Source organism: Pseudomonas sp. GW458-11-26-14-LB4 (assembly GCF_059423925.1).
In genome coordinates this window covers 95521-109632 of record NZ_JBWKYU010000019.1, presented here as the reverse complement: position 1 = coordinate 109632, position 14112 = coordinate 95521, and the positions used below count along the sequence as shown (strand labels likewise).

2 protein-coding genes are annotated in these 14112 nt (G+C 63.6%); both read left to right on the top strand.

The features are described 5' to 3' along the window. Positions 1–254 precede the first annotated feature (254 nt). The gene (locus AC07XZ_RS22535) at positions 255–1364 is read left to right on the top strand and encodes a substrate-binding domain-containing protein (RefSeq protein WP_102687582.1); all 1110 of its coding nucleotides are present in this window, start codon (positions 255–257) and stop codon (positions 1362–1364) included. Positions 1365–1554: 190 nt separating this feature from the next. After that, positions 1555–14067, top strand: coding sequence for a filamentous hemagglutinin family protein (locus tag AC07XZ_RS22530; protein ID WP_102687583.1), 12513 nt, complete (start codon positions 1555–1557; stop codon positions 14065–14067). Positions 14068–14112: the final 45 nt, after the last annotated feature.

The following is a 14112-nucleotide window of genomic DNA, read 5'->3' as shown; positions in this document are numbered from 1 at the left end:
GGCTGTGGCCGATTCCCCCGAAAAGCTTGCCGCAGACACTCCGCACCCCCCCCCCGGAACACCCGAGAAAATCCCTCGAAAATCAGCCTGCACCTCCCGAGGTTTTTTCCTTTATCTGTCACCGGAAACTGCGAATTTCTCAGTGCGACTTAACCACGGACCCCGCTTGCGAAGGTCGGCGGTGAGTCTTCCCAGTGTCATGCAAGTCCCCTGAAAACCTGTGTTCACAACCAACGTTGAAAAGGAGATTCTTCATGTTCAAGCGCACTCTGATCGCAGCTTCCCTGACCGTCGCTGCCCTGGCTTCCGCCCAGGCCATGGCTGCCAACGTAACCGGTGGTGGCGCGACTCTGCCTGCCGCTCTGTACAAAGGTTCTGCCAACAGCATCTTGCCAGCCAACTTCAGCTACCTGGGTACCGGTAGCGGCACCGGCAAGACCGCTTTCCTGACCAACAACTCGGCACTGTTCAACACCACCGGTTCGGTTCACTTCGCCGGTAGCGACTCGATCCTCAGCGCTTCGGAAATCAGCACCTACAACACCAACTTCGGCGCTTCGTACGGCCCGCTGATCCAGCTGCCTTCGGTGGCCACTTCGGTTGCCATTCCGTACAAAAAATCCGGTCAGACCGCTCTGAACCTGACCAGCGCTCAGCTGTGCGACGCCTTCTCCGGCGCCAAAACTACTTGGGGTGATCTGCTGGGCACTTCCGACACCACGCCGATCCGCGTTGTTTATCGCAACGTTTCCAGCGGCACCACGGAAATCCTGACCCGTCACCTGAACTCGATCTGCCCGACCAGGTTCGCCACCAACTCCACCTTCGCCAGCGCTCGTCTGCCAGCCGGTTCGACCCTGCCTTCGACCTGGGTAGGCGTTGCCGGTACTGCTGACGTGGCCACTCAAGTCAACGCCGTTGACGGCTCCATCGGTTACGTTGGTCCGGACGGTGTGAACGCCGCCAGCAACGCCGTGGTTGCTCGCGTCAACGGCGTACAGCCAACCACCGCCAACGTTTCGCTGGCACTGGGTTCGGCGACTCTGCCAACCGCGCCTTCGAACCCTGCCCAGTGGGTACCGGTCGTTCCTAACCCAGCCAGCGGTTACCCGATCGTGGCTTACACCAACTTCATCTTCGGCCAGTGCTACAAGGACGCCACCGTGGCCGCTGATGTCAAAGCTTTCCTGACCACCCACTACAGCAACCCGGGCAACAACGCTGCCACCATCGCTCACAGCTTCACTCCGGTTCCAACCAACTGGAAAGCGGCTGTGACTGCCAACTTCGTCACCAACACCTCGGGCAACAACCTGGACATCAACAACGCCAGCGTCTGCAACGCTGTCGGCCGTCCTTTGTAAGCCTCGCTTCACGGCAATGAAATGGCAGCAGCCTTCGGGCTGCTGCCATTTTTTTTGGCCGATCTACACCTCGTTCATGAAGTTTGTGTGACATCCGTTCGGTCGCGGCCCCCGCCAACCGCCTATGTCGTAACAGCAGGGGCAAGCCGACCTGCGGCCTCATGTGGCAAACAAAAAGGATCTCGTAGTGATGCTCGCTCGCCCATCCCGTCGCAGTACCCGTGTTCAGCCTCAGCAGCGCATGGACGCCGATCCGGCGCTGTGGTTGCTCAAGCCCCTGGCGCAGGCGATTGCCTTGTGTCTGGTGGCAGGCAGTGCCGAGGCGGCGACTGCGTTCAGTTCGGGATGGTTCGCCGCCAAGGGCGCGGCGCAACAGGCCGCCGCAGCGCGCCCGAGCGTGGGCGGATTGCCGGGGATGACGCCAACGCTGGCGCAGCAGCAAAAGGCCAATCAGCAGCTGCAACGCTCGATTCAGACCTTGAACAACACGGTGGCCGCGATTGCGGCGCAACAGGCGGCGCAGGCGGCCGGTCGTGCGGCGGCGCTGGGCACGGTGCAGTTTGTGCCTGATGGTCTGGGCGAGGGCGGTCTGAAGGTCGATAACAGCCTCACGCAAGGTTGGCAGAACGCCAAGGGCCCGCAGCAGACTCAGGTTGATGGCAAGACCACGGTGAAGATCGAGCAGACCGCCGACAAGGCGATCCTCAATTGGGAGACCTTCAACGTCGGGCGCAACACCACCGTCGATTTCGTCCAGCAGTCGAACTGGGCGGTGCTCAACCGCGTCAACGATCCGAATGCGCGGGCCAGCCAGATTCAGGGCCAGATCAAGGGTGACGGCACGGTGATGCTGATCAACCGCAACGGCATCGTGTTCAGCGGCACCAGTCAGGTCAACGTGCGCAACCTGGTGGCGGCGGCGGCCAACATCACTGACATTCAGTTCCGCGACCGCGGCCTGTATTTCGACAGCACCGGCAGCCAGCCGACGTTCACCGAGGCGGCCGGCAAAGTGCTGGTGGAGCGCGGCGCGTCCATCGAGACCGCGCGGCCGGCCAAATCGACCGATGCCGGCGGCTATGCCTTGCTGCTCGGCAGCGAAGTGCAGAACGACGGCAGCATCAACACTGGCAAGGGCCAGACCGTGCTCGGCGCGGGGGATCGCTTTTACATCCGCAAAGGCTCGGGCACTGAAGGCAATGGTTTCTCGACGACGTTCGGCAACGAAGTCACGCCGGGCTTCAAGACCGGCAGCGCTGCCGGCAAGGTCAGCAACAACGGCCTGATTCAGGCCGCGACCGGCGACATCACCCTGACCGGCCATGAGGTCGTGCAAAATGGTGTGTTGCTGGCCAGCACCTCGGTCGCCACTCGCGGCACGATTCATTTGCTCAATCCGGCCACCGACACCCAGGGCAGCGTGACGCTGGGGCAGGGCGGCGCGACGGCGATCCTGCTCGACAGCAGCGATCTGACCGCCCTCGACAGTCAGCATCAGGCGGCGCTGACCGGCGTTACACCGAACAACCGGATTCGCAGCGATCAGTCGCGCATTGATATCCAGAGCGGCGGCAGCGTCGAGTTCCAGAACGGTTCGATCACCCTGGCCACGGGCGGCCAGGTTGCAGTGGCGGCGCAGCGTCGCAGTCTGGTGCGTGACGGCGCATTGATCGATGTCTCCGGTGCCATCGGCGTGAAAGTCGCGATGGAATCCAACAGCATCAAGATCAACGTCCAGGGCAACGAGCAGCGCGATGCTTCGGTCAATCGCGACAAGGGTGCGCTCAACAGCAATGACATCTGGGTCGATGTGCGCGAACTGGTCTACGTCCCGGCCGGCACTAACGGCTACGCCACGGATCGCTGGTACACCGCTGGTGGTCTGCTGGAGGTCGGCGGTTACCTCGGCACCCAGGGCCACAGCGTCGGCGAGTGGATGGCTCAGGGCGGCATGGTCAGTTTTGCCGGCAATGACGTGGTGACCGAGAAGGGCTCGCTGATCAACCTGTCCGGCGGCACGCTGGATGTACAAAGCGGCGAGATTCGCCAGAGCTGGCTGCGCGGGGCCGACGGGCGCCTGTATGAGGTCTCAAAGGCACCGGGCGATCTGCTCTACACCGGGCTGTACAAAGGCTTTGAAGACAGCAGTGAACGCTGGGGTCAGACGAGTTATTACTACAACCCGTTGATTGCGCCGTCCAGTCGTCGGGAGTCGGGCTACACCGTGGGACGCGATGCCGGGCAACTGGTGATCGGCACCCGCAACGCTGTGCTCGAAGGGCAAATGCTTGGCGAGGTTTATCAGGGCGAGCGCCAGATCCAGGCACCGCGTGCCGTACTCGATGGCTATGTGCAGAGTCAGACGGCGCTGGCGCGGCGCGGGCAGTTGATTGTCGGCAGTTATGACCCGGCGTACGTGGCGGCTTCCGGTGGTTTGCTCTACGGCCTCAACCCATTGTTCGATCAGGTGCAGGTCGGCGGCGAACGGCCCGTTGACGGCAATGATCGGGATCTGACTGGCGCCGTATCCGATGCGCGCAACGGCAAGCTGTTCCTCGATGCCGGGCAACTCAGTGACTGGCAACTGGGCACGCTGAAAGTGGCGGCCAAGGAACGGATCAACGTCCAAGGTGCCGTCACCGTCGACAATGGCGGCGACATCACCCTTTACGGGCCGGACGTGCAGGTCAACGCAAACCTGACCGCGCGTGGCGGCAGCCTGCATCTGGGCAATGTGCTCAATCAGCTCAACACCGATCGCCTCACCGACACCCGACTCGTCGCGCCGACCGGCAAGGCTACCCGCGTGAGCGTGGCTGAAGGGGCACAACTGGACACTCGCGGTCTGTGGAGCAACCTGCGCACCAACCCGGACGATACCGCCAGCCTGGCGTATCTGGATGGTGGCGTGGTGTCGATTCGCAGCAGCGGTGACATCGAGATCGGTGCCGGCAGCCTGCTGGACGTGTCTTCCGGCGGGGCGATTCTGGCTAATGGCAAGACGCGCGGCGGCAAGGGTGGTGACGTGACGCTGGAGGCCGGCGCCTTGACCGCGTCGGGTGACAGTCATCTGACTCTGGACGGCCAGCTGCGGGGTTACGGTGTGTCTGGCGGCGGCCGTTTGTTTCTGCAGACCGGCGATGTGCTGATTGGCCAGACCGATAAGCGTCAGGCCGACTCTGTGTTGCAGCTGACGCCGACGCTGTTTGAAAAAGGCTTCTCGACCTACAACCTGATTGGCCTGAACCGGATGGAAGTGACGGATAACACCGTCATTGATGTGTCGATGCCGGTCTATCGCTTCAGCGAGGCGGCCGCCAATCAGGTCAGCGGTGCCGCGCCGCAGCGGGCACTGGAGCTGTGGACGCCGCCGCTCTATCAGGAAAATCCGACCAAGGCCCAACTGACGCAGCGTGCCGGTGCCAGCCTGACGCTGCAGGCCGGTAGCAGCGAAGTCAGGTTGCTCGATCCTGCGCACACGACCCTGAGCCTCGGCCAGGGCTCGCGCATCAGCGTCGACCCCGGGCAGAGCATCAACTTGCGCGGCGCGGGACAGATCACCCTCAATGGCGAACTGAATGCCTGGGGTGGCACCCTCGACATTCGCCAGCAACAGTTCGGTTTGAACGACGTCGCCGACAACTCACAACTGGCTGACAACGCAGCGCACAACCGCTCGATCTGGATCGGCGAACACGCAGTGCTGGATGTGGCTGGCCGCGCGGCCACGGCGGTGGATGCGCTGGGTCGTACTTACGGGCTGGTGGGCAAGGGCGGCACGATCATCGTCGGCGGTGAAATCGATGCGAAAAAAGCCACGGCGACATCGGCCGATGCCTATGTGATCGTGCGTGAGGGTGCACGACTCGACGCGTCCGGTGCTCAAGCCACGCTGGATATCGCCGGGCAGGGCCCAACGCCGATAGCCACCGATGGTGGACGAATAAGCCTGAGCTCCTATAACGGACTGTTCATCGATGGCAGCCTGCGTGCAGTCGCCGGTGGTGCGCGCGCAGCCGGCGGGCGTCTGGACATTGCACTGGAGACGCCGCTCTACGACCTCAACCTCGCCGCCAATACAGTGCGTGCCGCCAGGGAAATCATCCTTGGACAGGACGCAGGCAAGTCCCAGCTGCCGCAGGATCTGCAACCCGGTGCCGCTGCTTCAGCCTTGCAATACGGTCGTGCCCGCCTGGGCGCCAATCAGTTGATGGCCGGCGGTTTCGACAACCTGAGCCTGCTGAGCAATGGTTTGCTGTCGTTCGACGGCGATGTCGATCTGCACAGCCGCCAGAGCCTGAGCCTGTATGCCGGCGCGTTGGCGTTGGCCGACGGCGCCAGAGAGACTGCGCGGATCAATCTGTCAGCGCCGTATCTGCGGTTGTCGGGGACCGGCAAATACTTCGACGCGCCGGGTTATCTGCGCCCGCGAGTCATGAACACTCCGACGACCCAGGTGGCACCCGCCACGTTCAACGCCACGGCGGACCTGCTGGATCTGGGCAACAGCCTGTCGTTCGGCACGGCGGGGAAGATTGCGTTACTCAACGGTGCGGCAATCGAGGTCAGTCGGCGCGGCTTTGATCAGGTGACCTTGCACAGCCGGGGGGATCTGCGCTTTCTGGCTCCGACCGGGTACACCACTAAAACGGAGTTGTGGACGCCTGGGGACCTGAACCTGCAGGCCGCGCAAATCTATCCGGCCAGTGATGTCACTGCCGAGGTGCGGGTCGGTTATCAGAGCGTGCACCCGGGCGCCGACCCGGCGCGCACCTTGCGCATCACCCGCGCCAGGAGCGCCCCGGCCGCCGTGCCTTACTCGGTGTTTGGCGACTTGACGCTGGCTGCCGGGCACATTGAGCAGGGCGGCGTTATTCGTGCGCCGCTGGGCATGATCCGCCTGGGCGACGAGACCGTGGTCAACACCCATGACCTGCATTTGTTGCCGGGCAGTGTGACGTCGGTCAGCGCGGACGGACTGGTCATGCCCTATGGCGGCACCACCGACGGCATCGACTATCGATACGCTGGCAAATCGGTTGTGCTCAAGGGGATTACCGCAGAAACCGCCGGTGTAACGCTGACCTCGCGGTACGTCGATGTGCAGCAGGGAGCATTGATCGATTTGTCTGGCGGCGGCGACCTGCGAGGGGCCGGGTTTGTGTCCGGGCGGGGCGGCTCTACCGATGCACGCTTCAATCCGCTGGTGCGCAATGCCACCGACGGTACGTTCAGCTTGCCAGGCCTGGCCAGCAATCCGGTGTACGCCATCGTGCCCGGCAATCAGAGCACCTACGCGCCGATGCTCGCCGAAGCGGGAGCGGTTGATCCGCGCATCGGCCAGCAAATCACCCTCGGCGCCGGCGTGCCGGGGCTGGCGGCAGGCACCTATACGCTGCTGCCCTCGACATTCGCCTTGTTGCCGGGGGCGTTCCGGGTCGAGGTCAACGGCCAGGCCGCAGCGGGTGTCACGCCTGGCGCGTTGCCTTTGCGCAATGGTTCATGGACCAGCTCGGGGTTGATGTCGATCGCCAACACCGGGCTGCGTGACAACCTGGCCAGCCAGGTCATCCTGACCTCGGCCGATGTCGTGCGCCGTTATTCGCAGTACAACGAAACCGGTTTTACTCAATTCGTCCGCAGTGACGCTGCACGGCGTGGCGTGCCACGGGCGTTGGCGCCGATGGATGGCAAGTCGCTGAATCTGTACTTGATGTCGGGCGCCGAGCAGGGTATTGCGCTGGATTTCGCCGGACAGGTGTTGTTCAAACCGGCCACTGGCGGCGTGGTTGGGACGGCGGTGGTGAGGGGCGCGCGGGATGTCGAACTGCTCGGCGACGGGCATCGGCGTACCGAGGGTTTCAGCGGCGTGTCGCTGTATGCCGACAGCCTCAACAGATTGGGTGCAGGCCGTCTGACCATCGGCGCGCAACCGGCGATCGATTACAACACGGCGGGCAATATCGTTTCGTTCATCGGTGATACATCGAATATCACCCTGCGTGAGGGCGCCATGCTGTCTGCGCCTGAAGTGCTGCTGCGTACCACCAGTACCCGTGGCAGCATCACGCTCGAAGCCGGTTCGGGGATCAACACTCTGGGGCGCGGCGACGCACCGTACGATTCATCCGCAGGCTTTATCTATGCTCCGGGCACGGCAGGTCTGCTGGTGGTCTCGAACGGTTGGACCAACGTGCTCGCGCCATCGTTGTCGACCCCTACCTCCGGCGCGGGGGATATTCGCATCGGCAACTGCCCGACGAACGCCTGCACCAACCCGACGCTGCTTTACTCCAATGGCAGCATCACGGCCGCTACAGACAAACAGTTCGAGCTCGACGAAACGGTACGCTTCGGTACTCGCCATCTGACGCTGGCGGTGGGGACGATCAATGCCGGCAGTGCCGAGGCCTTGAGTGCCGCCGGCAGTCGCGTGCCGACCGGCCTGACCCTGAACCAGAACGTGCTCGACCGGCTGTTGCGCGGTGATACGCAGTTTGGCGCTCCGGCCCTGGAGACCTTGAGCCTGACCAGTCGCGATGCCTTCAATTTCTATGGCACTGTCAGCCTCGACACGCTGGATCGGCAGACCGGCGTCAGCAAACTGCAGAATCTGATACTCAGCACACCGGCCATTTATGGCTTGGGCCAAGCCGCAGACGTTGCGAGCATCCGCACTGCGAATCTGGTCTGGAACGGCGCCACGCAAGCGCCCGCTGCTGTCATCTCTGGCGGCGCCGGCACCGGTCAGGGCACACTCGACATTCAGGCCCAGCGCATCGAATTCGGCTACGGCCCCAACCCGCAGGCCAGTGGACTGGAGCAGAACGATCGCCTGGTGCTGGGCTTTGCCAACGTCAATCTGACCGCCAGCGACCACATCACCGCCAACCACAAAGGCAGCCTTGCGGTGTATCAGGCGCAAGGCGCTTTCGACCCGGTCGGGGGCTATGCCTACAGCGGCGGCAACCTCAACCTGCGCACCCCGTTGCTGACGGGGGAGGCGGCCTCGGTGAACCTGCTCAAGGCCGGTAACAACCTGACTCTCACGGGCGCCGGTACCCCAGCGGCGGCCAATGTCCTGGGCGCGGAACTGACGCTCGATGCGCGTAATGTCACGCTCGACAGTCGCATTGCTCTGGCCAGCGGCAAACTGGTGATCAAATCGGCAGAAGACCTGACCCTGAACAGTGGCGCCTACCTGGATATGGCCGGGCGTACCCTGGCGTTCAACGATGTGAACAAGTACAGCTGGGGCGGTGATGTGGCGCTGTACAGCAGCCACGGCAATATCCGTCAGCTCGGGGGCTCAAGCATCGACCTGTCGGCGCAGAACAATCAGGCCGGCAATCTCAGCGCCATCGCCTTGGCCAGCGATGCCGGGATGGTCGATCTGCAGGGCCAGATCCTCGGCGCCAGCAGCGGCATTTATGACGCGGGTGGCACATGGGTGCCGTACAAGGCCGGTGGCGTGGACATCCGCGCGCAACACTTGAATGGCGATCCGAGCCAGCAATTTGCAGCCCTTAACCAGCGCTTGAACGCAGGGCAGGTTTTTGGCAGCCGCAGCCTGCAACTCAAGCAGGGCGATCTGTTGATCGGCGACGGGCTCAAGGCCGGTGAGGTCAATGTCTCGGTGGACAACGGTAGCCTGACCGTCGCGGGGCTTGTCGACGCGAGTGGTTCAAGGGTTGGTTCGATTCGTCTGTCGGCGAAGAACGGCCTGACCGTGACTGGCAGCGCCGTGCTCGACGCCCATGGCCGTGTGCTGCGGGTCGACAGCTACGGAAAAATCATCGATGCACCGAACCGGGCGATGGTCGAGCTCAACTCCGGCGCCGGAACGCTGACGCTGGGCTCCGGCGCACGGATCGATCTGCGCCACGGCACCGACGCTGCACCGGGGCCATTGCCCGGGCAGTCCGATGGATTGCCGCGCGGTACGCTGGAGTTGAACGCACCACGTCTGGCCGGCGGCGACATCGCCATCGATGCCAGCGGCGCACTGAACATTCAGGGCGCCCGTTCGATCGGGCTCAATGCCACGCGCCGTTACAGCGATGCCAGCGACGGTGCAGACCCGGCGGCCAGCGGACGTCCGTATCAGGTGATCGATCAGGCCTACCTTGACCGCATCCATGGCGACAACACGGCGTTCATCGATGCCGCGTTGCTCAACAGCAACCTGCTGCAGAACAAACTGGCCGGCCTGAACAATGCGTCCTATGCCGATGCCTTCCATCTGCGACCGGGTGTCGAGATCGTCAGCAAAACCGCCGACGGCGATCTGGTGATGCAGGGCGATGTGGATCTGTCCGGTTACCGCTATGCCAGTCTCAATCCGCATACGCAGAAAACCGCAGCCTATGGCTCTGGCGAGTCTGGCAGCCTGGTGATTCGCGCCGGCGGCAATCTCGATATCCACGGCAGCCTCAACGACGGTTTTGCACCGCCACCCGAGACGGTCGACGATGCGGGCTGGAAACTGTTGCCGGGGATTCAGCCGTTCGGCGGTGATCTGGTGGTGCCGGGTGCAGGCGTCACACTGGCGGAGGGCACGCTGTTCCCGGCGGGCGTCACGCTGAACTACGACGTGCCGCTGCAAGCGACGACCCTGGCCGCTGGCACGTTGTTGCCAACCGAAGCGACCTTGGCCGCGCCGTACACGCTGGGCGCCGGTACGGTACTGGCAGGCGCGGTTCACGATGCCTCGGGCCAGTTGATTTTTGCCGCTGGAACGCTGCTGACCGACAACTTCACATTGCCGGGCGGCAGCCGCCTTGGCGCGGGTATTCGCTTGAATGACGTCACGTCTGTCAAAGCGATTCGCTGGCCTAAAGGCGTGCCGTTGCCGGGGAGCGTCGAAGCCGGTACCAACGCGATCAAAGGCGTGCGCTTGAGTGGATCGCTGGCATTGCTGCGCGGTTCTTTGATTCCGTCGATGACCGACGTGGTGCTGGCCGATGGGACGGCCTTTATCGAGTTGCGGCCATTGAACGGCAACCAGCAGGGGCGCAACTGGGCCGTTGCCAGCCTGTTACCGGCCGGCAGCGCGTCCTGGTCGATGCGGGTGGTGGCGGGGGCCGATTTGGGTGCCGCTGATACGCGTGCGATCAAGCCGGTTTCCAGCGACGGCAATCTGCGTCTGGCCGACACTCATTACGGGCTCAAAGTCACTGAAAAGGCACCAACCCTGGTCTGGGGTGAAGGCAACCTGGGTGGCTTCACCCCGGGCGAACCAGTGCCTGACGAGCTCAAGGAATGGTGCGACTGGGCACCGAACTCCTGCGTTTCTGCACCGCGATGGACGTGGGCACCGGACAACTGGATGGGCATGCCCCCGGGGTCACCGATAAGCGATGACGACGTGCTTGCCTGGTGTGGGTCTTTCCCTGAGCTGTGCGTGGAAAACAAACCGGGCATCACCGTCAGGACCCGCACACAGATGTTCAGCGTACTGCGTACCGGTACCGGGGATCTGGACGTGCTCGCCGCCGGTGATCTGAGCATGGACTCACCGTTCGGCGTCTATACCGCCGGCACCCAATCCGAAGAGATCGATCCGCGCTTCAACCAGCCGCGCGGACGTCTGTCGGACAACGGTTCGGTGCTGGGCAGTGCCGGCAGCGATTACGAGCGGTGGGTCACAGGCAACGACAGTCTGTATCAGGCCTGGTACCCGCAAATGGGCGGCAACCTGACCATCAACGCCGGTGGTTCGATTTCGGGGGATGTGCTGGGTCGGCGTGGCCCTTCGGCAACCCTGGAAACACCTGAGCAAGTGCCCAGTGTGGCGGTGGGCAACTGGCTCTGGCGTCAGGGGACCGGCAACAGCGATGTGCCGACGGCGTGGTGGATCAACTTCGGCAGTTATGCGACTCAGCCGTTGCCGGATCAAGGCGTCGATACCGGGCCGTTCCTGGTTGGCTTCACCGGTTTCGGCACGTTGGGTGGCGGCAACATCAGCCTGCGCGCAGGTGCCGATGGGGGCATGGTCAAGGCGTTGGGCGAAAACTCCAACACCAATCTTTACCCCCGTGGCCAAGGCTTGATCGTGGCGGTCGGGAGTACCGGGCGCGTCGGCGACGATGGACGGCTGCAATTGACCGGTGGCGGTGACATGGACATCCGCATCGGCGGTTCGCTCAATCCGTCGTTGCAGGCCCGGGCCGGCAACAGTGGCGTGGGAGTCCCCCGACACGACCTGCAAGGCGCTCTGATCAACCTGCGCGGCGCGGCCCGACTGACTGGCGGGGCGCTGGGTGGAATCAATCTGCAGTACGGCGCAGCCTCCTATGTGCAGGACCCACGCGAAGTCCGACCGTTTGACCCGTTCACATCCACCGCTGGCAGTGCCTCCGGCGGCCTGGTCTTGATCCCTGGCGACTCGGGCATGAGCCTCAATACCCGCGGCGACCTGGTGCTGGGTGGCGCGGCGGACCCGGGCCGGGTTCGGTTGCAGAACTCGACGCCGTTCACCACCGCTGACGGTGTTGTGCATGACGGGGGCGGATTGAGTGGTTTCTCGCTATGGACCGATCACACGGCTATCGATCTGTTTTCGGCTGGAGGCAACCTGACGCCAAGTACACAGCTGGGCGAGGTTGACGGGCAGGGGCCCATGATCGGGCGAAACACATCTCCCACCGATGGGCGCTTCGTATATCCGTCGATCCTGCGTGCGGTGGCGGCCCAGGGCTCGATTTATGCCGGGCCGTCGGCGACCTACATGCAAGGCAGCGGATTTTTGCCGGCCACAGCGTACTCCTTGTTGCTGGCGCCCTCGAAGGCAGGGCAACTGGAGCTCCTGGCGCAGGATTCGATCTATGCCGGTGGCTACGCAATCAACCAGTCGGGCGCCAGTCCGTCGGCCATCGCTACGCCATTCACGCCGGCCTTCAATGGCTACGGTAACAACACATCGAAAACGCCGATCATGACCAACCGTGGCAGTGATGGGGTTTCACCCGATAAAAACTTGCGATATCCGCTGTTTGCTTTCAGTGCCAACAGTTACTCGGGTTTGAGTGAGGTGCAGGCGCCCGCACGGTTCTATGCTTTGACCGGTGATCTGGTGGGGGTGCGCAGTGGTGAAACACTGACGTTCAGCCTCTCCAAACGTACCTGGTACGAGGCGGCCAGCCCTGTCTGGATGCTGGCAGGGCGCGACGTCGTGGCTTCCGGTACCTTTCTCGGGCAACCGACCACGGCGCCCAACGGCGAGATGGGGTTACCGAATACAGAGGGTGTCGCCTCGACCGGCAATCTGTTCGTGCACAACAATTCACGGGATATTTCCCGGGTCTCGGCAGGGCGCGACATCCTCTACAGCAGCTTCGAAATCGCCGGCCCGGGTGTGCTGGACATCAAGGCAGGGCGCAACATCCTGATGGAGGACCGTGCCAGCATTACCAGCATCGGACCGATTCTGGCGGGGGACAACCGCCCCGGCGCCAGCCTGGTGATGCAGGCCGGTACGGGCGTACAGGGAGCGGATTATTCGCGGTTCATCGCCCGTTACCTGAACCCGCAGAACCTCGCGGACCCGAACGCATCCCTCAACGGGCAACCGGGCAAAGTGGTCAAGACTTACCTCGATGAACTGCAGAGCTGGCTGACCCTTGGCTATGGCTTCAGCGGCAACGCCGAACAGGCGCAAGCCTTCTTCGCTGCACTGCCGAGTACCGAGCAGGCGATCTTCGCCCGTCAGGTGTATTTCGCCGAGCTGCGTGCTGGTGGCCTGGAATACAACGATGTCGACGGCCCGCGCAAAGGCAGTTATCTGCGTGGTCGCAACGCCATTGCTTCACTGTTCCCGACCGTCGATGTGGCCGGCAATCCGATCCGCTATGACGGCGATATCACGATGTACGGCGGCGCAGGGGTCAAGACGCTGTTCGGTGGTGACATCCAGATGCTCACCCCGGGCGGTGGTCAGGTGTTCGGCATCGAGGGCGCGGCGCCGCCATCCACGGCGGGCATCATCACCCAGGGCTCGGGCAACATTCAGCTCTATTCCCAGGGCAGCATTCTGCTGGGACAGAGCCGGATCATGACCACGTTTGGCGGCTCGATCCTTGGATGGTCCGCCGAGGGCGACATCAACGCCGGTCGCGGTTCGAAAACCACCGTGGTCTACACCCCGCCCAAACGCGTGTACGACACCTGGGGCAACGTGACCCTGTCGCCATCGGTGCCGAGCACCGGCGCAGGTATCGCCACGCTCAACCCGATTGCCGAAGTGGCACCGGGGGACATCGACCTGATCGCGCCGCTGGGCACCATCGATGCGGGCGAGGCGGGCATTCGCGTCTCGGGCAACGTCAACATCGCCGCGCTGACGGTGGTCAACGCCGCCAACATTTCGGTGCAGGGCAAGGCGACCGGCGTGCCGGTGGTGTCGGCGGTCAACACCGGGGCGATCACCTCCGCCAGTTCCGCCGCGTCGTCGGCGACCCAGGCGGCGGAAGACGTTGCCCGTCAGCAACAGGCCGCGTCGCGCCAGAACCAGGCTTCGGTGTTCACCGTGCAGGTACTGAGCTTCGGCAACGAACAACTGGCCCCGACCCGCGACGGCGCCAGCCGCGCACCGACGCCGGGCTACAACCCCAACAGCCCGGTGCAGGTGCTGGGCGCCGGAGCGCTGGATGAACAGGCGAAACAGCAGCTGACCGAAGAGGAGCGGGGACAGCTGACGTTGTAAAGGACTCTCGTGTAGTACGCTTCGGGCGGCCGTTTGGCCGCCCTT